Source organism: Cyanobium sp. BA20m-14 (assembly GCF_024346295.1).
Genome location: NZ_JAGQCR010000002.1, coordinates 19,569 through 40,705 on the forward strand (window position 1 = coordinate 19,569; position 21,137 = coordinate 40,705).

At 67.3% G+C, this 21,137-nt stretch carries 20 protein-coding genes and 1 tRNA gene; 6 read left to right on the forward strand and 15 right to left on the reverse strand.

Annotated features, from left to right (window positions below):
* Positions 1 to 40 precede the first annotated feature (40 nt).
* Together KBZ07_RS00420 and moeB are read left to right on the forward strand one after the other, a co-directional pair.
* A complete protein-coding gene (locus tag KBZ07_RS00420) occupies positions 41 to 502 on the forward strand; it encodes a M67 family metallopeptidase (protein WP_254929765.1) in 462 nt (153 codons plus the stop codon).
* Between the two features lie 11 nt (positions 503 to 513).
* Positions 514 to 1,686, forward strand: a complete 1,173-nt coding sequence (gene moeB / locus KBZ07_RS00425; RefSeq protein WP_254929766.1) for a molybdopterin-synthase adenylyltransferase MoeB — start codon at positions 514 to 516, stop codon at positions 1,684 to 1,686.
* A 9-nt stretch (positions 1,687 to 1,695) separates the two neighbouring features.
* On the opposite strand, the gene KBZ07_RS00430 is transcribed toward moeB, so the two are convergent.
* Complete coding sequence (locus KBZ07_RS00430; RefSeq protein WP_197148025.1) at positions 1,696 to 2,844, reverse strand: cob(I)yrinic acid a,c-diamide adenosyltransferase; 1,149 nt, start codon at positions 2,842 to 2,844, stop codon at positions 1,696 to 1,698.
* 63 nt (positions 2,845 to 2,907) lie between these two features.
* Here KBZ07_RS00430 and larE point away from each other — a divergent pair, with 63 nt between their 5' ends.
* Positions 2,908 to 3,795 carry an ATP-dependent sacrificial sulfur transferase LarE gene (gene larE, locus KBZ07_RS00435; protein ID WP_254929767.1) on the forward strand — a complete coding sequence of 296 codons (888 nt, stop codon included), beginning with the start codon at positions 2,908 to 2,910 and terminating at the stop codon, positions 3,793 to 3,795.
* Here larE and speD read toward each other — a convergent pair.
* Both speD and recF read right to left on the reverse strand, forming a co-directional pair.
* Positions 3,773 to 4,279, reverse strand: coding sequence for an adenosylmethionine decarboxylase (speD, locus tag KBZ07_RS00440; protein ID WP_254929768.1), 507 nt, complete (start codon positions 4,277 to 4,279; stop codon positions 3,773 to 3,775). The two genes, larE and speD, sit on opposite strands and share 23 nt — an antisense overlap.
* A 22-nt stretch (positions 4,280 to 4,301) precedes the next feature.
* Complete coding sequence (gene recF, locus KBZ07_RS00445; RefSeq protein WP_396123836.1) at positions 4,302 to 5,420, reverse strand: DNA replication/repair protein RecF; 1,119 nt, start codon at positions 5,418 to 5,420, stop codon at positions 4,302 to 4,304.
* Between the two features lie 68 nt (positions 5,421 to 5,488).
* Here recF and KBZ07_RS00450 point away from each other — a divergent pair.
* Positions 5,489 to 5,562, forward strand: a tRNA-Arg gene (locus KBZ07_RS00450).
* A gap of 76 nt (positions 5,563 to 5,638) precedes the next feature.
* Here KBZ07_RS00450 and KBZ07_RS00455 read toward each other — a convergent pair.
* From KBZ07_RS00455 to KBZ07_RS00490, 8 genes are all read right to left on the reverse strand, one after another.
* Positions 5,639 to 6,097 carry an N-acetyltransferase gene (locus tag KBZ07_RS00455; RefSeq protein ID WP_254929769.1) on the reverse strand — a complete coding sequence of 153 codons (459 nt, stop codon included), beginning with the start codon at positions 6,095 to 6,097 and terminating at the stop codon, positions 5,639 to 5,641.
* A gap of 60 nt (positions 6,098 to 6,157) precedes the next feature.
* Positions 6,158 to 9,100 (reverse strand): phosphoenolpyruvate carboxylase, encoded by a 2,943-nt coding sequence (ppc, locus tag KBZ07_RS00460; protein WP_254929770.1) that lies wholly within the window; start codon positions 9,098 to 9,100, stop codon positions 6,158 to 6,160.
* A 44-nt stretch (positions 9,101 to 9,144) separates the two neighbouring features.
* The gene (gene gshA, locus KBZ07_RS00465; RefSeq protein WP_254929771.1) at positions 9,145 to 10,323 is read right to left on the reverse strand and encodes a glutamate--cysteine ligase; all 1,179 of its coding nucleotides are present in this window, start codon (positions 10,321 to 10,323) and stop codon (positions 9,145 to 9,147) included.
* Positions 10,320 to 11,873, reverse strand: a complete 1,554-nt coding sequence (locus KBZ07_RS00470; RefSeq protein WP_254929772.1) for an anthranilate synthase component I family protein — start codon at positions 11,871 to 11,873, stop codon at positions 10,320 to 10,322. The genes gshA and KBZ07_RS00470 overlap by 4 nt, the downstream gene beginning before the upstream one ends.
* A gap of 65 nt (positions 11,874 to 11,938) precedes the next feature.
* A complete protein-coding gene (locus KBZ07_RS00475) occupies positions 11,939 to 12,370 on the reverse strand; it encodes a photosystem I reaction center subunit II PsaD (RefSeq protein ID WP_197153500.1) in 432 nt (143 codons plus the stop codon).
* A 94-nt stretch (positions 12,371 to 12,464) separates the two neighbouring features.
* A complete protein-coding gene (locus KBZ07_RS00480) occupies positions 12,465 to 13,889 on the reverse strand; it encodes a sensor histidine kinase (protein ID WP_254929773.1) in 1,425 nt (474 codons plus the stop codon).
* A complete protein-coding gene (rodA, locus tag KBZ07_RS00485; protein ID WP_254929774.1) occupies positions 13,841 to 15,118 on the reverse strand; it encodes a rod shape-determining protein RodA in 1,278 nt (425 codons plus the stop codon). The genes KBZ07_RS00480 and rodA overlap by 49 nt, the downstream gene beginning before the upstream one ends.
* 5 nt (positions 15,119 to 15,123) lie before the next feature.
* Positions 15,124 to 16,221: an Mrp/NBP35 family ATP-binding protein gene (locus tag KBZ07_RS00490; protein WP_254929775.1), complete on the reverse strand. Its 1,098-nt coding sequence runs from the start codon at positions 16,219 to 16,221 to the stop codon at positions 15,124 to 15,126.
* Between the two features lie 110 nt (positions 16,222 to 16,331).
* Between KBZ07_RS00490 and hemF the strand changes: the two genes are divergently transcribed.
* Positions 16,332 to 17,408: an oxygen-dependent coproporphyrinogen oxidase gene (gene hemF, locus KBZ07_RS00495; RefSeq protein ID WP_254929787.1), complete on the forward strand. Its 1,077-nt coding sequence runs from the start codon at positions 16,332 to 16,334 to the stop codon at positions 17,406 to 17,408.
* Here the strand turns inward: hemF and KBZ07_RS00500 are convergent.
* Both KBZ07_RS00500 and KBZ07_RS00505 read right to left on the reverse strand, forming a co-directional pair.
* Positions 17,335 to 18,198 (reverse strand): dehydrogenase, encoded by an 864-nt coding sequence (locus KBZ07_RS00500; protein WP_254929776.1) that lies wholly within the window; start codon positions 18,196 to 18,198, stop codon positions 17,335 to 17,337. The genes hemF and KBZ07_RS00500 overlap by 74 nt on opposite strands.
* A gap of 10 nt (positions 18,199 to 18,208) precedes the next feature.
* Complete coding sequence (locus tag KBZ07_RS00505; protein WP_254929777.1) at positions 18,209 to 18,760, reverse strand: cofactor assembly of complex C subunit B; 552 nt, start codon at positions 18,758 to 18,760, stop codon at positions 18,209 to 18,211.
* Positions 18,761 to 18,829: 69 nt separating this feature from the next.
* Here KBZ07_RS00505 and KBZ07_RS00510 point away from each other — a divergent pair, with 69 nt between their 5' ends.
* Positions 18,830 to 19,507 carry a ribonuclease D gene (locus tag KBZ07_RS00510; RefSeq protein WP_254929778.1) on the forward strand — a complete coding sequence of 226 codons (678 nt, stop codon included), beginning with the start codon at positions 18,830 to 18,832 and terminating at the stop codon, positions 19,505 to 19,507.
* A gap of 40 nt (positions 19,508 to 19,547) precedes the next feature.
* On the opposite strand, the gene KBZ07_RS00515 is transcribed toward KBZ07_RS00510, so the two are convergent.
* Together KBZ07_RS00515 and KBZ07_RS00520 are read right to left on the reverse strand one after the other, a co-directional pair.
* Entirely contained in the window at positions 19,548 to 19,805 is a 258-nt protein-coding gene (locus tag KBZ07_RS00515) for a hypothetical protein (RefSeq protein WP_254929779.1), read from the reverse strand.
* Positions 19,806 to 19,831: 26 nt separating this feature from the next.
* Complete coding sequence (locus tag KBZ07_RS00520; protein WP_254929780.1) at positions 19,832 to 21,094, reverse strand: lipid-A-disaccharide synthase-related protein; 1,263 nt, start codon at positions 21,092 to 21,094, stop codon at positions 19,832 to 19,834.
* Between the last annotated feature and the right edge of the window lie 43 nt (positions 21,095 to 21,137).

Genomic DNA, 21,137 nt, shown 5'->3' on the forward strand with positions numbered 1-21,137 from the left:
GGATGATGGGCAAGGTTGGACTGATTCACAAGGTATCGGTGTGTGTTTGCAAGCGCCAGCTCATCTCAGGGCAGATTGGCAGCTGCTCACCGTTCTGAGCCGGATTTTGGCAGTGGCGCAACCCGAGGAGGGTTGTGCCTTGCTGCTGGGCCAGAGGCAGAGCGATGGTTGGCAACTGCGTCGGATCTGGCCTTGCTGCAACGTCTGGCCCCAGCCTGGGGCCCGCAACCATCGCTTCGCGATTGATCCCCGCGAGCAACTGCTGGCCCAGAAGTGGGCAAGGGAGCGGGGGCTGGAGCTGCTGGGCTCGGCCCACAGCCACCCGGTCACGGCCCCAGTGCCCTCCACCACCGACTGCAGGCTCTGCGTCTGGCCGGCCTTGATGGTGATCATGGGCGCGGTAGGCAGTGGCGATGGGGGTCAGGGCCAGGAGCTGGTGGGGTGGTGGATCTGCCAGCCCCCGGCCCCGCCCCAGCGCCTGCCGTGGAGAATGGAAACCTGATCCCAGCGGCCATGCTTCCTCCCGACACCAGCGGCGTCCAGCTCAGCCCCGATGAGGTGGCCCGCTACGGACGGCACTTAATCCTGCCCGAGATTGGCATGGAGGGCCAGAAGCGGCTCAAGGCCGCCTCCGTGCTTTGTGTGGGCACAGGAGGCCTGGGCTCGCCGCTGCTGCTCTATCTGGCCGCCGCCGGGGTGGGGCGCCTCGGCATCGTCGATTTCGACGTGGTCGACCACTCCAACCTGCAGCGCCAGGTGATCCACGGCACCAGCTGGGTGGGCAAGCCCAAGATCGAATCGGCCAAGGCGCGCATCCTCGAGATCAACCCCCATTGCCAGGTGGATCTCTACCCAACGGCGCTGACCATCGAGAACGCTCTCGAGATCATCCGGCCCTACGACATCGTCTGCGACGGCACCGACAACTTCCCCACCCGCTACCTGGTGAACGACGCCTGCGTGCTCCTGGGTAAGCCCAATGTCTACGGCTCGATCTTTCGCTTCGAGGGCCAGGCCACGGTGTTCAACCTGGATGCGGAAAGCCCCAACTACCGCGACCTGTTCCCCGAGCCACCGCCGCCGGGCATGGTGCCCTCCTGCGCTGAGGGCGGAGTGGTGGGGGTGCTGCCCGGCATCATCGGCCTGATCCAGGCCACCGAAGCCGTAAAGATCATTGCTGGCATCGGCACCAGCCTCAGCGGCCGCCTGTTGTTATTTGATGCCCTGGGCATGAAGTTCCGCGAGCTGAAGTTGCGGCCCAACCCCGAGCGGCCGGTGATCGACAAACTTATTGATTATCAGGAGTTCTGCGGGGTGGGCGGCAGTGCTCCGGGCCAGGAGGAGGCCGGCGCAGTGGACAGCATCAGTGTTACCGAACTCAAAACCCTGCTCGATGGTGACACCAGTGGCCTGGTGCTGGTGGATGTGCGCAATCCCCCCGAGGCCGACATAGCCGTGATCTCCGGCGCCACCCTCATCCCCCTCGACCAGATCGAGAGCGGCGTGGCGATTGATCAGATCCGCGACCTGGCGGCCGGCAAGAAGCTTTACGTGCACTGCAAGCTAGGCGGCCGTAGCGCCAAAGCGCTGATCGCCCTGGGGCGCCACGGCATCGAGGGCATCAATGTCTCAGGCGGCATCGATGCCTGGAGCCAGGAGGTGGATCCATCCGTGCCGCGCTACTGAGCCCCGAGCTCAGTAATCCACGCCCCGCTTGAGATCCACGCCCCGCTCGGCGTAGTGCTTGTGGCACACCATCTCGGAGTAGACGCTGGCCAGGTCGAAGTAGGCTGGTCGGTTTTTGCAGCGGCCGGTGAGGATCACCTCCGTTTCGGCGGGCTTGCGCAACAGGGTCTGCACGATCGGCTCCACCGGCAGTAGCTCGAGATCCACCGTGGGGTTGATCTCATCGAGGATCACGGTTTTGTAGAGGCCGCTGGAGATGGCTGCCCTGGCGATCTCCCAGGCCCGCTCGGCCTCCACGTAGTCGATCGGCTGCTGCTGGCCGCGCCAGACAATCGCATCGCGGCCAGAGCGCAGGTGATCCACCAGGTGGGGATAGCTCTCGCGCAGGGCGGCAATCGCCGCATCCTCGGTGTAGCCGCTGCCGCCCTTGAGCCACTGCAGGATCAGCACCCGGTGGCTTTTGTCTTGGCTGATACCCCGGCCGATGGCCTGTAGGCCCTTGCCGAGGGCGCTGGTGGATTTGCCCTTGCCCTCGCCGGTGTAGATCTCGACCCCATCGAGACCCCCGGGCCCCTGGTGGGCCCGCATTTCCGAGTGGAGGTCTGCAAGTTGCACCAGCTTGTGGGGGGCACCGCGCCCCGTGCAGATCACCTCCATGCCGCCTGGCTTGGCCGCCAGGGTGCGGGCCACGTCGTCGATGTCCAGCAGGCCCAGATCCAGCACGGGGTTGAGCTCATCGAGCACCACCACCGAGTAGAGGTCGCTGGCGATGGCGCCCTTGGCAATGTCCCAGCCGCGCTGGGCCTCCTGCCGGTCGAATTTGGTCGCCTCCTCGGCGCTGAAGAATTCGCCCCGGCCCGTGCGCACCTGGTCGATCAGGTGGGGAAAGCCCTGCTGCAGGGCTTCGATGGCGGCATCTTCGTCGTAGGCCCGGCCCGGCCCCTTGAGGAAGCGCAGCAGCAACACCCTTGTGCGTTTCTGCTCGCAGATGCCCAGGCCGATCGTGCGCAGCACCACCCCGAGGGCGGCCTGGCTCTTGCCCTTGCCGTCGCCGTCATACACATGCAACTGGCCGTGGGCACGCTCATCGCTGCCGGCGGCAGTGCGGATGCCGATGCCCCGGCCCGTGCCCCGCTGCGGCGTCTGGGTGCTGCTCATGGCGAGATGTTACCGGCGCCTTTGGCTTGGGGTTGGCAGGATCGGGTCAGGATTGGGGCCCGGATGCACTTTTCTCTTTTAGAAGCTCTGCCACCGGCCCTGGCTGGGGCCTTGACCGAACTGCGTGGCCAGCTGGCCGCCCTCAACCCGGTGGTGGTGGCCTACTCCGGCGGGGTGGACAGCGCCCTGGTGGCGGCCATCGCCCTCGAGCAGTGTGGCCAGGGGGCCCTGGCGATCACCGGGGTTTCACCGGCCCTGGCGCCCCACCTGCGTAAGGAAGCCCGCATCCAGGCCGGCTGGCTTGGCATTCGCCACCGGGAAATCCCCACCTCGGAGCTGGCCGACCCTGCCTACGCCAGCAATCCTGAGCAGCGCTGCTATGCCTGCAAGCGGGAGTTGCACCGCCTGCTGGCGCCGATTGCGGCGGCGGCGAGGGGAGCCAGCGTGGTGGATGGCGTCAATGCCGATGACCTTGGCGACCATCGCCCGGGCATCCGGGCTGCCCGGGAATTCGGCGTGCGTTCTCCCCTGGCTGCGGTTGGCCTGACTAAAGCTGAGGTGCGCCAGCTTTCGCGGGCGCTGGGTTTGCCCTGGTGGGACAAGCCTGCCCAGCCCTGCCTGGCGTCCCGCTTTGCCTACGGAGAGCCGATCACGGCTGAACGGCTGCAACGGGTGGCTGCGGCGGAGGCCTGGTTGTTGGCCGCCGGCTGGGCCGAGGTGCGGGTGCGCTGCCAGGGCCAGACGGCCCGCATCGAGCTCCCGGCCGAGCAACTCGAACGGGCCCTTGGCCGCTGGGCCCAGAGCGAGCCCAGAAAGGCCCTGGTGACGGCCTTCCTCGCCCTTGGCTTCACGGCCGTGGGTCTGGACCTGGAGGGACTGGTGAGCGGCAAGCTCAACCGGGAGCTTGCGGCCAGTCCGCTTCCCGCGCTCAGCGGCTCAGGGCAGCAGTAAACGGCTGCCCATGCAGGGGCTCCCGCAGATTGCTGTGGATGCACGAGGGTGTTTCGCGGCGGAAGCTCGTGAGCTTGTGGGTGTCAGCCAACAGCTCATCGACAAGCACGGCACAGGCCTTTTCCGGCATGGTGTGGTCCCCGCAGGTGAACACATCCACCGCGGCATAGCCCGATTCGGGCCAGGTGTGGATGGAGATGTGCGATTCGGCAAGCAGGGCCAGCCCCGTGACGCCCTGGGGTTCGAAACGGTGGGTGATCAGGTTGAGCAGGGTGGCACCGGCACGCTTTGCTGCTGCGGTGATGGTGGCCCTGAGGAAAAGTTCGTCGTCGAGCTTGGTGCCGTCGCAACCGTAGAGCTCGAGAATGCAGTGTTTCCCGACGGTGTCGGAAACCTGGTGGGGGAGGGGGGCAGCTGGGTGGATCGCTGCGGGGGCCTCGGTCCATCCCGGGTTCGGGTGGAGGCAGGGCAGGGTCTGGGTCATCGAAATTGACCGAACAAGCCAATCACCATAGATGGTTGTGAGCGCTGATTTGGCCGGCGTGCATGTGCACCAGCTGGCTCTGGGCCTGCCAGCCGCCGCTAAAGGCCCCCAGGTGGGTGGCGCTCACCAGGCACTGGTGGCCCTCGCCCACCGCCTCGAGCAGAAGTTGTTGCCGTTCCGGATCGAGCTCGGCCAGCACGTCGTCGAGCAGCAGCAGGGGCGGCTCCCCCAGCACCGCGCCCACCAGCTCCAACTCGGCCAGCTTGAGGGCCAGCACCAGGGTGCGCTGCTGGCCTGCCGAGCCGTAGCGCCGAGCCCCCTGCCCGGCCAGGATCAAGCCCAGCTCGTCGCGGTGGGGCCCCACCGTGCACTGCCCGAGCCGCAGTTCTTCGCCCCGCTGCTGCTGCAGTTGGGCCAGCAGGGCCTCCCGCCAGGGATCCTCGGCATCTTCGCCACCCACCTGGGCGCCGCCCTGATACTCGAGCTCCAGGCATTCCCGGCCGCCGCTGAGCCTTGCCTGCCAGGCGGCGGCCAGGGGCTCCAGCCTGCGGATGGCCCGCGACCGACGGCGCTGCAGCCGGGTGCCGATCACAGCCATCTGCAGATCAAAGGCATCGAGCAGGCCCTGCAGATCGCCGCCGCCGAGGCCCCGCCGCAGCAGCTGGCTGCGCTGGCGCAGGAGCCGGCCGTAGCGGCTGAGCAGTTCGCCATAGACAGGTTCGAGCTGCAGCACCACCCGGTCGAGCCATTGGCGCCGGCCAGCGGGCTCGCCCCGCACCAATTCGAGGTCGAGGGCGCTGAAACCCACGCAGCGCAGCGATCCCAGCAGGTCGAGCTGGCGATCCAGCACTTTGCCGTTGCGCTGGGCCATGCGCCCGCCGCTGCGGCGCAGGTGGAGCGCCAGCTGATCACCGCTGCCGGTTGAGGCCCGCACCTGGCAGCTGCTCTGCCCGTGCTGGATCAGGTCGCGATCGCTGGAGGTGCGGTGGGAACGCAGGCACCCCAGCAATTCCACCGATTCCAGCAGGTTTGATTTGCCCTCGCCATTGGCGCCAATCACCAGCAGCCGGGGGGCCTCCAGGGCCAGCTCCAGATGGCTGATATTGCGAAAATTCAGCAGCTCCAGGCGGTGCAGCCGGATGGCTCTGACGCGACGGGAGGTTAAGGTAATTCCTACGGAGCTTTGCTCCGGCCATGGGCCTTAGCCATGGGCATGTAGCTCAGTTGGATAGAGCATCAGATTCCGGTTCTGAGGGTCGGGGGTTCGAGTCCCTCCATGCTCGCTACTTATCAGGTCAGTACCTATCGGGTCAGTACTGATCAGGTCAGTTGGCTCAGCGGGTCAACCCAGTAAGCGAATCAATCCAGCAGGTTGAGGCCCATCGCCCGAATGCCGCCGGGATCGACGGAAAATCCATAGCGATCCAGGGCGGCCAGGGCCTCAGGCGGGGCCGAGAGCGAAATACTGCACCCGGCTAACTCCCTGCGCAGCTTGCCCAGGGAGCCATGCACCAGCACCGCCAGGATGTCGCCCTGGTGCGGATCCCCCGGATCGGCGCAGAGGTCCCAGAGGTTGGCATTGAGGGCCAGATCGCTGGTGGCCCGCACAAAACCCACCAATTTGCCCTCTGGGGATTGCACCCCCAGGTGCCAGAGGCTGTTGTCCAGCACCCGCTGCCACCGGTCTGGGTTGCGGCTGCGATCGCCGCTGGCCAGCAGCAACCGATTGAGCTCGTCGGGGCTGGGGAGGCTGTTGGCGAGCAGCGCATAGCCCTCCCGCAGACGCGGGGCTTGGGGCTGGCTGCGGAAAGGGATCAAGAGGGAATCCAGTGCTGGGCGGAGCTGGGATGGCTCAGGGGAGGGTCTGGGGGGGGGTGGTCAGCCGGTGTTGCGCATGCCCGCGGCGATGCCATTGATGGTGAGCAGGGCCCCGCGCAGCAGCTCGCTGCGGCTGTAGGTGCGGCCATCGTCGCTGGAGCTGGCCAGCGCTTCACTCATCGGTGGTTGGCGGTTCTGGTCGCGCAGGCGCCGCAGCAGGGCCACCTGCAGGAAGCCAAGGGGAATGATCGTGCGGTTGCGCAGGTCCACCGATAGCTGCAGGGCAGGATCCCCATCCAGCAAGCGGCTGTGGCCCGTGATCGCCAGCACCAGATCGCGGGTGAGCTCGAATTCGGCGGCGATGGCCTGGAAGATCTGCTCGAAGGCCTCCCGGTTCTCGCTGCGGCCCAGGGCCTGCACGTAGTGGTGGGCCAGGTCGAGGTCGACTTTCGAGAGGGTCATCTCCACCTTCGAGATCAGCATGCGGAAGAACGGCCAGCGTTGGTGGAGCAGGCGCAGCAACTCGAGTTGTTCGGGGTCCTGGGTGAGTTCCTCCTGCAGGGCCGCCCCCACCCCGAACCAACTGGGCAGCAGGAAGCGGCTCTGGGTCCAGCCAAATACCCAGGGGATGGCCCGCAGGCTGGAGAGGTCCTTGGCGCCACTTTTACGGCGGGCCGGGCGACTGGAGATCTGCAGCTTGCTGATCTCTTCGATCGGGGTCACCTGCTGGAAGAAGGCCACCAGGTCAGGGTTGTCGTGCACCAGGGCCCGGTAGTGGTCCCGGGAGCGGGCCGCCAGCCGCCCCATCAGGTCATTCCAGCTGGGGGTGTCGTCTACGGGGGCACTCACCAGGCTGTTCTGCAACACGGCGGTTGTCACCGTTTCCAGGTTGTAGAGGGCCAGTTCGGGCAGGGAATACTTCGAGGCCAGCACCTCTCCCTGTTCGGTGATCTTGATGCGGCCGCTGAGGGTGCCGCTTGGCTGGGCCAGGATCGCCTGGTAGGCAGGGCCCCCACCCCGGCCCACGGAGCCGCCGCGGCCATGGAAGATCCGAAGGGCCACCCCGTGCTCGATGGCCAGCCGCTGGAGGGCAATCTGGGCTTTATGGATCTCCCAGTTGCTGGAGAGGAAGCCGGAATCCTTGTTGCTGTCTGAGTAGCCCAGCATGACTTCCTGGAGTGGCTGGCCGCCGTCACTGGCCAGCAGGGCCCGGTAGAAGGGGTGGCGAAACAAGGTGGCCATCACCGCCGGGGCCCCCTGGAGGTCTTCCACCGTTTCGAACAGCGGCACCACCAGCAGGCCGGCACGCTGGGCCTTCGGATCCACCAGGCCGGCCTCCTTGGCCAACAGCAACACCTCCAGCAGGTCGGACACCGTGTGACTCATGGAGATCACGTAGGTGCGGCAGATGCGGGAGCCAAATTCCTGCTGCAGGCGCTGCAGCATGCGGAATACGGCGAAGGTCTCCGTGGTTGCGGCACTCCAGCGGGCCGCCGGAGGCAGCAGGGGGCGGCGGGTTTGCAGCTCCTCCAGCAGCCACTCCACCCGCTGGGTTTCCCCCATCTCCCCATAGGGAACTGGGAGCTGGAGGTAGCGGCTGAGCTCGTCGAGGGCGTCGCTGTGGCGGGTGCTCTCCTGGCGGATGTCGAGGCTGGCCAGGCAGAAGGCGAAGATCTGGGCCTGACTGATCAGGTGCTGGAGCGACTCACAGCTCAGTCCCGTGGCCTTGAGGCTGTCCTGGATCAGTTCCAGGTCGTAGCGGAATTCATCAACCGTGCTGTAGTGCAGTTCCTGGGTGGGAGGGGCCGCCAGGCTTCCCCCCATCGGCGGGGGTGGGGCACTGCCGTCACAGGGGGATTCCCAGCCGGCATCGCTGAGGCTTTGGTTGCGCTGATGGGTGAGCTGCAACCGCTCCAGGGTGTAGCTGAGCTTCAGCCGGTAGGGCTCCAGGCGGTAGCGGGCGGCCCGCTCCTCATAGATCTCCGGAAAGCGCAGCCGGTCCATCTCCAGCGACTCCAGCAGGGCCGGGCTGACCTGACTCCACTGCATCGAAATGCTGAGCTGGTCGCGCAGCTCGGCCACCGACTTCAGATATCGCTCCAGCATCAGCTTGCGCTGGTAGCAGGCCGTTCGCCAGGTGATGTCCGGGGTCACCGAAGGGTTGCCATCCCGATCTGAGCCCACCCAGGAGCCGAAGGTGCAAAAGGAATCCCGGGGCGGTTCCACATCGGGGTAGCTCCCCTTCAGGGCGGTGCGGATGCGGTCCCGCAGCTGGGGCATGGCATCGAAGAGCACCTGCTGGAAGAAGTGCAGGGCGTAGTCGACCTCATCGAGCACCGTTGGTTTGAACTGGTGCAGTTCATCGGTACGCCACCAGAGCCTGATTTCCTCCTCCAGCTGGAGCCGCAGGCTGTGGCGCTCGACGGAATTGAGGCTGGCGCCCTGCTCCAGCTGCTGAATCAGGCAGGCCACCCGCCGCTGCTTGTGGCGCACCGTATGGCGCACGATTTCGGTGGGATGGGCCGTGAACACCAGCCGTAGATCCAGGGTGCGCAGCAGTTTTTCCAGTTGGGCTGGGGGTACGTTCAGGCTCCTGAGCCGCTCAAACAGCTGGCGAAAGGTGGCCGGGTCGCTCTGGTTAGCCAACGGCGGCAGGAAGGGATCGCTGGGGCTGCTGCGCTGGTTTTTGAGGCTGTCGAGGTAGCTGTCCTCCTCGATGTGCTGCTCGAGGATGTTTACCAGTTGGAAATAGAGCGAGAAGGCCCGGGCCGCGGCGATCGCTTCGGCCAGATCCATCTCCCGGATCAACTGCACGATCGCGGTGGTGGAATCCTCCTCGCTGGGGTCGCTCAGGTGCTTGAGCCGCAGCAGGCGCTCCGCCTGCCCGGCGGGACACTCGCTGTGGAGCACGGTTTCCCAGAGGTCTTCCACTAGCTCCAGGCGCTCGCCCAGTAGCCGGGTGACCCGCTGGGAAGTCGGTGAGGTGAGGGTGGGGCTGGGCATTGACTCCCCCATTGGGCCTGGCTGGGCAGCAAACAGAGCCATGATCATCCCAAAGGGAGCGGCCCGGCGTCTGTGGCGATTGCCTCCAGCAGTTCCACTTCCCGGGTTGCCATGGCAGCGATCTCCAGGGAGAGCAACTTGCTGATCGGAACCCCGGCTTGGTGGCCAGCCAGCCAGCGCATGGCCTGATTGCCCTGTTCCAGCACCTCCGGTAACGGCGCCAGCAGCTGCGTGAGCCCGAGCTCGCTGGCCAGGGGGGCCAGGGCTGCAAGCTCCTCAAGCAACCAGCTCTTTGCCAGCACCGGCTGCCCATGGCGCCAGTGGTGCAGGGTGGCTTCCAGGCTCGAGACGGCCGCGGCCTTTTCGTTGGCGTCGGCCAGGAGGGCCAATTCGCTTGGCGTCAGGCTGCTGGCCAGGAGGGGGTCGCAGTGTTCCGGTTGGCGCAGCAACTGCTGCAGCCGCAGTTCGGCGAAGGCCGTGATCGCCAAAAGCAGAAGTGGATCCGTCACCAGGTCGCAGATGCGGATCTCCAGCCGGTTGAGGTCGTGGGGCCGGTTGTCCCCATTGGGCCGCACTGAGGTCCAGAGGTGGCGCACGTTCTGCATCGTGCCGAGCTCCAGCTGCTGCCCCATCCAGTTGATGTAGTGCTGGTGGTCGAGGAACAGCGGCACCTCGGCCGGGGTGAGCGGAAACTGCAGCCAGCGCTGGGAGTGGGCGCCGGTGACCTCGCCGTCGAGGAAGGGGGAACTGGCGCTGAGGGCCAGCAGCAGGGCAGCCTCGCAGCGCAGCAGGCGGAGGCCGGCAAACAGGCGGTCCATTTGCCCCGGGCCCCGGTCGCTGATGGGCCCCAGGTTGATGTGCACGCTGGCGGTCACCACCGTGGTGCCGTAGGTGGCCTCGATGTAGCTGTGGTAAGGGTTTGCGGGGTCGGAGCGCTCGAAATGGCGGCTGTCGCCCAGGCTGAGGGCGCTGCCCGGCAGCAGGGTGAGCTGGCGGCTGGCCAGCCACCGGCGCAGGCGCTGACGCGGCTCGATCAGCAGCTGTAGCTGGCGCGCGTAACTGGCATCGGGGGGCGTGATGTATTCCAGGTTGCGTTGGTCGGGCTCGGTCACGAAGCCCTCCAGGGCTGCCGCCGCCGCCGCTGAGCAACCCACCACCGTGCCGTCGGCCCGACCGGTGTAGAGCTCCACTTCAAAGCCCTTGAGCAACAGGGGATCCTTCATGGCTGGGGGGGCAGCAGACAGGCAATTGCCTTGAGCATGCCGCGGGCCTTGTTGAGGGTTTCCTGGTATTCGGCAGCAGCGTTGGAATCGGCCACCACCCCGGCGCCGGCCTGCACCTGCACCCGCCAGCCCCCCTCTGGATGGGGCAGCACCACCATGGTGCGAATGGTGATGGCGGTGTTGAGGGCGCCGCCCAGGTCAACTCCGCCGTACACCCCGGAGTAGGGGCCCCGGGCATCCGGCTCCAGGGCATGAATAAGTTGCATGGCGCGGATTTTGGGGGCGCCGCTGACGGTGCCGGCGGGGAAGGAGGCCATCAGTAGGTCCCACACGGTTTGCCCCTCGGCCAGCAGTCCCTCCACCTGGCTGACGATGTGCATCACATGGGAATAGCGCTCGATCACCATCAGCTCGCCCACCTTCACGGTGCCGGGCTGGCAGACGCGGCCCAGGTCGTTGCGGCCGAGGTCCACCAGCATCACGTGCTCGGCCCGTTCCTTGGGATCGGCCAGCAGCTCTTTTTCTAGGGCCAGGTCTTCCGCTTCGTCGCGACCGCGGGGGCGGGTGCCTGCGATCGGCCGCAGCGAGGCTTTCACTCCCCCCTCCGGGATTGGTTCGGCCTTCACCATCACCTCGGGGCTGGAGCCGATCAGATACCAGCCGCCAAAGTTGAAGAAGGCCATGTAGGGCGAAGGATTCACCATGCGCAGGCTGCGGTAGAGCTCGAAGGGATCGCGGTCAATGCGGGTTTCCAGCCGCTGGCTAAGCACCAGCTGGAATACATCCCCCGCTTCGATGTGGTGTTCGCCCTGGAGCACCGCCGCCTCGAATGCCTCCTGGCCGAAGTTGCTGCTGGTGATCAGGCTCTGGGCCATCTCAGCCGGACTGGCGTCGTGCCAGCGCAGGGGCGTCACCGAGGCCGGCAGGGGGGCTTGCATACGCTCTTCCAGGGCGCTGATGCGGGCGGCAGCGGCGGTGTAGGCCATCTGCCGGTCTTGGCCGCCGCTGAGGTCGGCGTAGGCCACGGCGGTGATCTGGCGCTTCACCTGGTCGAACACGAGCAGGCTGTCGGCGAGCATCCAGGACCCATCCGGGGGGGAGTCCTCCCCGGGCTGGTGCACCGGCACAATCGGCTCGATCCAGCGGATCAGTTCGTAGCCCCAGAAGCCAAACAGCTGGCCCACCGGAGGCAGCCCCGGAATCGGCGGGCTGGAGAGGGGCTCCAGGCACTCGCGCAGCAGCTCGAAGGGGTTGCCCTGCAGGGTTTGGCAGCGGCCATCGCGCCATTGGCGCTCACTGCTCTCGCCGCGGCTGGTGAGGGTCCAGAGGGGGTCGCTGACCACGAAGCTCCAGCGCCCGATGCGCTCGCCGCCTTCCACCGACTCCAGCAGCACGCCGTGCTCACTTGCTGCTCCCACCTTCAGCCAGGTGGTGAGGGGCGTTTCCAAGTCGGCGGGCCAGCGTTTCCAGAGGGGAATGAAGTTGTGGCCGGCTGCCACCATGTCCAGAAACGCCTGCTGGGCTAAGCCATCGCGATCGGTGCTCGGCATCGGTTTGGCGGGCAAAAAAAACGGGGCACCCAGGCCCCGCCCTTATGGGAGTTGGTCGACGCGATTCAGGCGTCGAAGCTGTTCTTGCCGGTGAACTTGAGGTTGGCCGGATTGGGGTTGGCGCCGATCCGGCGGGGGTTGTGGCCCACCATGGGGCGACCTTCGTTCACTTTCTCCGGGAAGACGCCATCCTTGGGGTGCAGGAATTCGGTGTCCCCACCGGGATAGATCCGGTAGATCTTGTAATCCTCGATTCTGGGTTTGAACTTGGTGCGCAGCTGGGTGCCGAGGGCCAGGCACTGCTCCTTGCGGGCGAAGTACATCAGGTTGTCGCCCTCGTTCATGTGGGCGGCCCCGCCAGTGGGCAGCTCAAACACCTGTTCCTTCGGGCTGCTCCAGGTAATTGCGTATTTCTCCTCCGTTTCGGCGGAATTCAGCAGGCCGCCGGTGCTGCCGAGGTACTTCGGGAGTTGACCGCTGAGCGCCGTAGCTGCCATGGCTTTGGAACGTTTCAACCGGAAGCTAGCACTGAGGTTTTGGCCCGTTCTGCGCTTCGCCCGCAGTCTTCACACCCGTCAACAAACCGGCCGCTCAGCACACGGGGAAAAAAACGGTCAGGCCACTGCCGCTGCGTTCGGTGAGACGACCGCCGAGGCGATGGAACAGTCGCTGGGTGGCCTGGCGGCTGAGCTGCAGGCTGCCGGTGGCGGGGTTCCAGCTCAGCACCGGACCCACCAGCTCCCGTTGGTCGCCCTTGCCATCCAGCACCGGCTCTTCCGGGCGATGGCCCTCGCTGCTCAGTTGCAGCTTGAGCCTGGAACCTGCCGGCAGCAGGCTGACGCTGACCTGACTGCCGGCGGGAAGGCTGCGGCTGAACCGGTCGATCAGGCCGCCGAGCATGGTTTCCAGCCGGGCCGGATCGCTGAGCACGGGCGAAAGGCCAGCTGGGACCAACAATTCCAACTCCAGGCCGCGGCGGGCCAGCTGCCGTTTCCACAGTTCCTGCTGCTGAAGCAGCACCTGGCTGAGGTCGGTGCGGGCCAGATCGTTTTGGCCCAGGGGCTGGTCGTTGCCTGGCTGGCGCTGGAGCTCGGCCGCCAGAAAGATCAGGCCAAATCGATCGATCTGCTCGCTGCATTCGCCATCGATCTGCTCGAGGCGCCCGCGCACCAGCGGCGGCAGGTCGCCGCGCCGCAGCAAGGAGCGAATCAGGGTGCGAATTGTGGCGAGGGGAGTTCGCACCTCGTGGGTGAGCGCTTCGAGCAGGGCCAGTTCGCTACTCACCTCCCGGGGGATGTCAGTGGGGGATCGGTCCCGACCCTTGCCCCCGTGCACCAGGGGTTGGAGGGTGAGGCTCGGCGCGATGGCGGCGAGCCGTTCCCCCACCCGGGGCCAGAACCGCACCCCCAGCTGCTCTTCGCTGCGCAGGGGGCCCAGCTCCTCCAGGGCGGTGCGTAGGGCCGTCGAGGCCCCGGGGTCGCTGACTAGCAGGCGTCCGTGGATCAGGTTGAGGGCTTTGGAAAGGGCCTCCGGGTCGAATCGGGCGATCAGGCGCCGGCCCTCAGGGGGACCATCGAGGCAGAGCGCCACCTGCAGGCGGGGGGTCATCACTAGCAGCAGCGGATCGGTGCCATCGGCCGGCTCCAGGGGAAGCCGCTGGAAACCGCTTGCGCCCGCTTCCCCGGTTGGGGAGCTGCCCGCTCCCCCCAGCAGGGGAGCGGAGCTCGTCAGCAGGTCGGCGAGTTCCCTGGGCGCCCACACCCAGCCCTGGAGTTGCTGCAACAGCACCGGCTCGTAGAGGGCAGGCAGGGGGGCCGCCAGCCACAGCCCTTTGAGGGGTTGCATCGGTAGCAGGAAGTCCTCCTGCAGGGTGGCCAGGGCCGCCCACCACTGGCGCCGCACGCTGTCTTCGCTGCTGACGCCGGCCGGCACGCCGTCCGCCAGGGCACTCCGTAGGTCGGCCAGGCTCACCAGGCTCCCTGGGCTGTTCGGCCCCGGCGGCCCACGGAGGCACATAGGCCGAGGGCTATGAAGTTAACAATCATGGCGGAACGTCCGTAGCTCAGCCATGGCAGGGGGATGCCGGTGATCGGTCCGAGGCCGATGGTCATATTGATATTCACCACCACCTGAAACATCAGCATCGCGCCGATTCCTACCACCACCAGGGCCTCGTAGTCGCTGCGGGCCCGGCCCGCGATCTGCAGCAGCCTGGCCATCAGCAGGGCGAAACCCGCCACAACCAGCACCGAGCCCAGGAAACCCGTTTCCTCCCCCAGGGCGCTGAAGATGAAATCGGTGTGCTGCTCCGGGATGAAACGCAGCTTGGTGAGGGATCCCTGCATCAACCCTGTTCCCCAGATCTGTCCGGAGCCGATACCCACCGTGCTCTGCAGCAGGTGGTAGCCCCCCCCGAGGGGGTCCTGGCCCGGATCGAGGAAGAGGGTCAGTCTGGCCCGCTGGTGGGGCCGCAGGCCGTGCTGCCATAACCAGGGTGTTGCCACGGCAAACAGCCCTTGCACCGCCAGGCTGATCGCCAGGGCCACCCTTTTCCAGGGAAGGCTTTTCCAGGCCATCCAGCCCACCAGAGGAATCCAGCCCAGCAGCAGCACCGGCAGGGTGCCGGCCGTGATGGCTGTCACCAGGGGCGATAGCAGCAACAGCACCCAGGCTCCGGGCATCCCCGCCCAGAACAGCATCACCAGCAGCACGGCTGCGAAGACCAGGGAACTGCCCAGGTCGGGCTGCACGAACACCAGCAGCCAGGGCAGGGAGATGAGGCCCACAGGCCGCACCAGATCTACGGGGCGATCAACCGGGTGCCGGGCCAGCACCTCGGCGAGCAGCAGGATCGCGCCGAGCTTGGCAAATTCCGAGGGCTGGACGTAAAAACCGCCGATGTTGATCCAGCTCTGGGCCCCCAGGGCACTTGTGCCCACCAGGCGCACCGCGATCAGGCTGGCCACCATCGCGATGTAGATCGGCCACTTGAAAGGAAGCAGGCGCTCCAGGGGCAGCCGGGCCAGCAGCAGGGCCACCACCATGCCCACCGCCGCCGTCACCCAGTGCTGGTACCAGTCGGCGTAATTGGCCTGGCGCTGGGTGCTGGCGATCAGGATGCCGGCCAGCGCTGCCAGGGCCAAAGGAACGCCCCAGAGCACCAGGTCCAACCTGGCCAGGGGACTGCTGCGGCCACCGCCGGCGCCGAAGACCCTCTTATTGCGCCGCCCTGACTGGCTCAGCATGGCTCTCAGGCCGGCACCAGGTGGGCCGCGCCAATGCGCCGGGCCAGGGCCATCAGGGCCTGGGCGCTGGCGGATTCGGGATGGGAGAGCACCACCGGCCGACCGGCATCACCCCCTTCCCGCACCGGCATTTCCAGGGGTAGTTCGGCCAGCAGCGGCACCCCAGCCTCCTCAGCGAGGCGGGCACCGCCACCACTGCCGAAAAGGGCGTAGCGCTTCTCCGGTGCGTCGGGAGGAATGAACACGCTCATGTTCTCGACCACGCCCAGCACGCTGACGCCCATCTGCACAAACATCGCCAGGCCGCGGCGGGCATCGGCAAGTGATACCAGCTGGGGGGTGGTGACGATGATCGCTCCGGCCATCGGCACGGCCTGGGCGATGGTGAGCTGGGCGTCGCCGGTGCCAGGGGGCAGATCCACGATCAGCACATCCCGCTCGCCCCAATCCACCTGATACAAAAACTGGCGGATGATGCCGTTGAGCATCGGCCCGCGCCAGACAACGGGCTGGTTTTCCTGAATCAGCAGCCCCATCGACACCATGGCGATGCCGCAGCATTCGACCGGGCTGAGCACCTGGCTGGCGCCCTCGCCGCGCACCTCTGGGGTGCGATCTGCGACCCCGAGCATGGTGGGCGCATTGGGTCCGTATATATCGGCATCGAGCAGGCCCACTTTGAGTCCGGTGGCGGCAAGGGCGCAGGCCAGGTTTACGGCCACCGTGCTCTTACCCACGCCACCTTTGCCACTGCTCACCGCGATCACCTGTCTGACGCCTGCAATGGCTTGGCGCTGGGGGAGCTGACCGGCTCCAGGGCCAGGCGCCCCATGGCCCGCGGCACCGATGGGGGCGGCGCCTGTGGGCTGGGCCAGCTCGATCTGCACCTCGTTCACCCCATCAATGGCCAGCAGGGCGGCCCGAGCCTCAGTGACGATCCGATCCCGCTGGGCCTGGGCAAACCCGGGCAGGGCGAGCAGGAACACGGCGCGCTCGCCGACCAGGCGGGGTTCCTGGATCCAGCCAAGCTCGATCAGGCTGCGGCCGCTGCCGGCATCGGTGACGGCCGTAAGGGCGGCATGGGCCTGCTCGACTGAGGCCATCGAGACTGCAATCAGGAACTGGGATCCTAGGGGCCATCCGCCTGGATCCGGTCGGCGCTGGCAGGGTGAGCGCCGCCCCCTGGCTCCTGGGGGGAGAGGGCTGGGCTGAAATGGTGGGACCTTTCCGGCGCCGCTTCGGCGCACTGTCCATGGCCAAGGTCTTAGAAGCGCCTCCAGCCGACTCCCGCACCAGGGCAAAAGCGCTGTTGATGGGCCTTCAGGATTCCATCTGCTCAGGCCTGGCTGAATTTGACGGGGAGGGCGATTTTGCCGAGGAGAGCTGGGTGCGGCCGGAGGGGGGCGGCGGCCGCTCGCGGGTGATGAAGGGCGGGCGCGTCTTCGAACAGGGCGGGGTGAACTTCTCCGAGGTGGAGGGCAGCGAATTGCCTCCCTCGATCCTCAGCCAGCGTCCGGAGGCCAAGGGCCACCGCTGGTTTGCCACCGGCACCTCGATGGTGTTGCACCCGCGCAACCCTTACATCCCCACGGTTCACCTCAACTACCGCTACTTCGAGGCGGGGCCGGTGTGGTGGTTTGGCGGCGGTGCCGACCTCACCCCCTACTACCCCTTCCTCAGCGATGCCCAGCATTTCCACCGCAGCCTCAAGAACGCCTGCGACAGCGTCAACCCTGCCTACTACCAGGTGTTCAAGCCCTGGTGCGATGAATACTTCTTCCTCCGCCATCGCGGCGAGACCCGCGGTGTAGGCGGGATTTTCTACGACTACCAGGACCCCCTTGGGGTGCTCTACAAGGGCCAGGATCCCGAGGGCCCCGCGGCAGCGGGGAGCAACCGCCTCGGGGCAATCGAGCAGAACTGGGAGCAGCTGTTCGCCCTGGCGAGTGCCTGCGGCAATGCCTTCCTGCCTAGCTACCTGCCGATCGCCGAGCAGCGCCAGCCCACGGCTTACGGCGAGCGGGAGAGGGATTTCCAGCTCTACCGCCGCGGCCGCTACGTGGAGTTCAACCTGGTGTTTGATCGCGGCACGATCTTCGGCCTACAGACCAATGGCCGCACCGAATCGATTTTGATGTCGCTGCCCCCGCTGGTGCGCTGGGAATATGGCTACCAGAGCGAGCCGGGCAGCCGGGAAGCCCTGCTCACCGACCTGTTCACTCGGCCCCAGAACTGGCTGGAGGACGGCTCGCTTGAGGCGCGCTGCGCTCCCCACCAGGCGGTGAGCTGACAGCTAGGGGCTGGGGCTGGCTCAGGGGCTGGGTAAGGGCCTGGGCGGGTTCGCGGCCCAGGCCCCTTTCGATCGCCTCCACCACCCGTAGGGCAATGGCATCGATGGTGGCCGCGCTGCGGCTGGGATCGCGCAGGGCGGCTTCGAGGGGCCCTTCGAGCTTGCCGATTTCGAGAATGGCGATGCCGCGCCGCGGCGCCCCCAGGCCATCGCGATAGTGGAGGGGATAGGGGCCAAAGGCCGCCGCCAGGCTTTCATCGAGAAGGCTGGGGGGGCGATGCAGCGGCGGGATCAGCCCCGACCCCACGCCGTCGGGTCCATAGGCGTCGTAGTGGATCTCGAGGGCGTAGCCACCAGCTGCGGCGTGGGCTTTGCCAACGCTCCAGTTCGTGCGGGGATCATCGCCGTTGACAATCGTGCGCAGGGGCGGATCGTAGAAGCGGATCGCCAGGCCCCGCCGCTGGCCCAGGGAAACGACCGCCTGGGCGGTGAGCAGGTTCCAGTGGAGCTCGTCGCGCATGGTGGCCCGCATCGGTTTGGCCCCGCCCAGGTCCACAGCCGCTCCCGCCGTGCCGGCGCCACCGATCCCCTGGGAATCGGCATGGCCAGCCAGCACCAGAATCTCCGGTTGGCTGGCCATGGGGACCGTGCCCAGCCAGTCTTTGCTCAGGCGGCTGCGGGGCCCCGTCAGCGGATCGACGTTGGCGATCACGGGAGCTTGGGCCGTGGCGGCGGTGCCTAGGCAGAGAACCCCGATCAGGGCGGCCCCCACCCAGCGATGACGATCCATGGCTTTGGGGTCAGATGGGGGAGCTGAGCAGGTTGCCGTCGCTGAATAGGCCGAGCTGGGGCCCGAGTTCGAGCTCTAGGGCAATCAGTTCATCGCGGTGGGCGCGCAGGCGCAGGGCACTGCCGGTAGCGCTGTCGTGGCTGATCAGCCTCAGCTCGAGGGTTTCGGCTCGCCTTGCCCTGTTGCGATAGATCATTCCGGCCGCAGGCCCGAGCAGGGCCAGCAGCAGGGGCCACCAGCCCAGGGAAGGCAGGAGCTGACGCAGCACCAGAGCGAGGCAGGCTGCGCCCACTGCTCCTAGCAGCGAGAGCAGAACGGCCAACCAGGGGCTGGCGGCCACCTGGGCGCGAAAGCAGAGGTGGCGCCGCTCGGGATCGCTGGATTCGGCCTGCCAGCCCCGTTGCAGGAGCCACTCGCTGAGTCGGCCCAGCACCTCCAGGGGCGGCCGTGACGAGCGCACCTCCACCACTGTGGTGCGGTCTTTGCTGGCGGCCCGCAGAAAGAAAACCAGGCCGATGGCCAGCAGCAAGGTCAGTACGAGGGTGGATCCGAGGTTGGCCATGGCGGCCATTCTGCCGCCGGCGGGCCGCGATGTGGCTTGGCAGCATGGACGGGCTCCTGTTCCATTTCTATGGCCGCCTCCTCCACCCCCAGCAACCTGCCGGCACCAGCCCGGTTCGCCGTGTTTGACGGCGACCTCGATGGGGAGTGGGCAGCCCTCTATGCCGGCGCGAGGGCCCTGGCGGTGGACACCGAGGCGATGGGCCTGATCCACGGCCGCGATCGGCTCTGCCTGGTGCAGGTCTGCGACGACCACGACAACGTCTGCTGTATCCGCCTATCGCGCGGCCAGTCCGCCGCCCCCCGGCTGCAGGCCCTGATGGAAAACCCGGCGATTGAGAAGGTGTTTCACTTTGCCCGCTTTGATGTGGCGGCCCTGGCTGAAAACCTCGGCATCACCGTGAATCCGATTTTCTGCACCAAGGTGGCCAGTCGCCTGGGGCGCACCTACAGCCCCCGCCATGGGCTCAAGGAGGTGGTGCAGGAGCTGGTGGGGGTGGAGCTCGACAAGCAGGCCCAGAGCTCGGACTGGGGTCGGGTTGAAGATCTCTCCGATGTCCAGCTGGCCTATGCGGCAGGGGACGTGCGCTACCTGTTGCCGGCCCGGGATCGGTTGGAAACCATGCTCCAGCGCGAAGGGCGCTGGGAGCTGGCCCAGCGGTGTTTTGGCTGCATCCCGGTGTTCGCCGACCTCGACCGCCAGCGCTATCACCTGTTGTTCGAGCACTCCAGCGGCGGCAACCGCTAAGCAGGGCTCGCCAGGCCAGGAATCAGTCTTCGAGCAGGGCTCAATCTTCGACCATGAAGTTTTTATCGTTGCCCACCGCCTCAAGTAGGGAGGTGAGCAATTCCTGGTTGTTGGTGCCGCTGGATTGGGCTTCCGTCAGCATCTGTCCGGCCAGGGCCAGTTTGGCTGGGGTGTCCCGGAAGCCCTGCTGGGATGCCTTGACGTCAACTTTGCGGCGGGCGGCCGCCAGGCTGATACCCAGCTGGCTGGCCAGCAGGCCGCAGGCGGCGTTGTAGGCCCGATCGGGGATGCCGGCCATGGCGACGCAAGCAAGAGATCGCCGCATCATCCCAGTAGACGCTGCTCCACCAGGGCCGCCAGCTGGGCGCTGCCGCCGTTGGGGCCCATTCGGCGCCGGCCGATGGCGGCGAGTCGGGCCCGCTCGGAGGGGTCGGCGAGCAGCTGCCGCAGCCGATCGACCAGCTGCTGGGGGCTGGAGCAGGGCTGCACAGCCCCTCCGAGCAGGCGGCTCTGGCGGCGGGCAAAGCCGGCCTTGAACTGGGGCCCCGGCCCCGGCAGGGAGAGGGCCGGCACCCCCAACCCCACCAGCTGTTCGGTGGCGGTGCCGGCGGTGGCCAGCCCCAGCTCGGCCCAGCTCGCCCAGCGCGTGAAGCTGTGTTGGCCCAGCAGCACGGTTAGCCGTCCCAGCCGCCAGCTGGCCGTGGCGCCGGTGGCGGCGACCTCCGCGGTTGGGGCCTCCGGTGTGAATCCCGCCTGGGTGAGCAGAACCTGCCAGGCCTGGGCCGTGGGCGTTGACCCTGAGGCCAGCAGCGCTGTGGCCGGCTGGTTTGGTTGCCAGAGCGCCAGGCACTCCAGGAGCCGGCGGGCGTTGCCGAGGGCCTCGGGCAGGCGGCTGCCGGCCAGCAGGATCAGGCGCCTTTGGCTCGCCAGCCAGGCCGGCAGAGGGGCCTGGGGGAAGCCATCCAGCATCGGGTTGCCAGGGGCCAGGGCCGCCACCCCATGGCGCCGCAATCCCCTGGCGGTGAGCCGGTCGCGCACGGCCACCAGCCGGCAGCGCCGGCTGCCCATCAGGGCCCACTCCCACCGATCCCATTCGCTGCCCTTGCAGCGGTGGTAGCTATCCGCCAGCGGCGTGGCGCCCCAGTTCGGCGGCCCCGCCGAGGCCCAGGTGTAATCACTTTTGGGCGTGCCGATGAAGCCGAAACGGCCGCCGCCGCTCCAGGCCAGCAGCAGGGGCAGTAGGTCGCCGACGGCCAGCAGCGGATCGCCCTGGCGCGCCCACCGCCGCACCAGCTGCCATTGGCGCCAACTCAGCAGGGGTAGGCCGGCGGCCAGGTCGCGGACCAGACCCCGTAGGCTCTGGTTGCTGAAGCCGCCGCTTGGCAGCCGCAGCTGGGGCCCGATCCTCTGCAGCTGGCCAGCGGCTTCTGCCGCGGCGAACGCCTCGCCCAAACCCACCAGGGGCAGCACCCGAATCTCCACATCCGGGCGGCGGCTGCGCAGGGCCTGCAGGATGCGCTGGGCGATCAGATCCTCCCCGTGGCCGTTGCTCAGAACCAGTAGACGGTTCAACGGCGGGGTGGGCATGCCATGGCTGATACGATCCGCTGCAGGGAGTTTGCTCCCAGTG

What these genes read in the sequence shown, in the direction of transcription:
- moeB (WP_254929766.1), top strand. Translation starts at nt 514, where the DNA reads ATGCTTCCTCCCGACACCAGCGGCGTCCAGCTCAGCCCCGATGAGGTG.
- KBZ07_RS00430 (WP_197148025.1), bottom strand. Translation starts at nt 2,844, where the DNA reads ATGAGCAGCACCCAGACGCCGCAGCGGGGCACGGGCCGGGGCATCGGC.
- larE (WP_254929767.1), top strand. Translation starts at nt 2,908, where the DNA reads ATGCACTTTTCTCTTTTAGAAGCTCTGCCACCGGCCCTGGCTGGGGCC.
- speD (WP_254929768.1), bottom strand. Translation starts at nt 4,279, where the DNA reads ATGACCCAGACCCTGCCCTGCCTCCACCCGAACCCGGGATGGACCGAG.
- ppc (WP_254929770.1), bottom strand. Translation starts at nt 9,100, where the DNA reads ATGCCCAGCCCCACCCTCACCTCACCGACTTCCCAGCGGGTCACCCGG.
- gshA (WP_254929771.1), bottom strand. Translation starts at nt 10,323, where the DNA reads ATGAAGGATCCCCTGTTGCTCAAGGGCTTTGAAGTGGAGCTCTACACC.
- KBZ07_RS00470 (WP_254929772.1), bottom strand. Translation starts at nt 11,873, where the DNA reads ATGCCGAGCACCGATCGCGATGGCTTAGCCCAGCAGGCGTTTCTGGAC.
- KBZ07_RS00475 (WP_197153500.1), bottom strand. Translation starts at nt 12,370, where the DNA reads ATGGCAGCTACGGCGCTCAGCGGTCAACTCCCGAAGTACCTCGGCAGC.
- KBZ07_RS00480 (WP_254929773.1), bottom strand. Translation starts at nt 13,889, where the DNA reads ATGTGCCTCCGTGGGCCGCCGGGGCCGAACAGCCCAGGGAGCCTGGTG.
- rodA (WP_254929774.1), bottom strand. Translation starts at nt 15,118, where the DNA reads ATGCTGAGCCAGTCAGGGCGGCGCAATAAGAGGGTCTTCGGCGCCGGC.
- KBZ07_RS00490 (WP_254929775.1), bottom strand. Translation starts at nt 16,221, where the DNA reads ATGGCCTCAGTCGAGCAGGCCCATGCCGCCCTTACGGCCGTCACCGAT.
- hemF (WP_254929787.1), top strand. Translation starts at nt 16,332, where the DNA reads ATGGTGGGACCTTTCCGGCGCCGCTTCGGCGCACTGTCCATGGCCAAG.
- KBZ07_RS00500 (WP_254929776.1), bottom strand. Translation starts at nt 18,198, where the DNA reads ATGGATCGTCATCGCTGGGTGGGGGCCGCCCTGATCGGGGTTCTCTGC.
- KBZ07_RS00505 (WP_254929777.1), bottom strand. Translation starts at nt 18,760, where the DNA reads ATGGCCAACCTCGGATCCACCCTCGTACTGACCTTGCTGCTGGCCATC.
- KBZ07_RS00510 (WP_254929778.1), top strand. Translation starts at nt 18,830, where the DNA reads ATGGCCGCCTCCTCCACCCCCAGCAACCTGCCGGCACCAGCCCGGTTC.
- KBZ07_RS00515 (WP_254929779.1), bottom strand. Translation starts at nt 19,805, where the DNA reads ATGGCCGGCATCCCCGATCGGGCCTACAACGCCGCCTGCGGCCTGCTG.
- KBZ07_RS00520 (WP_254929780.1), bottom strand. Translation starts at nt 21,094, where the DNA reads ATGCCCACCCCGCCGTTGAACCGTCTACTGGTTCTGAGCAACGGCCAC.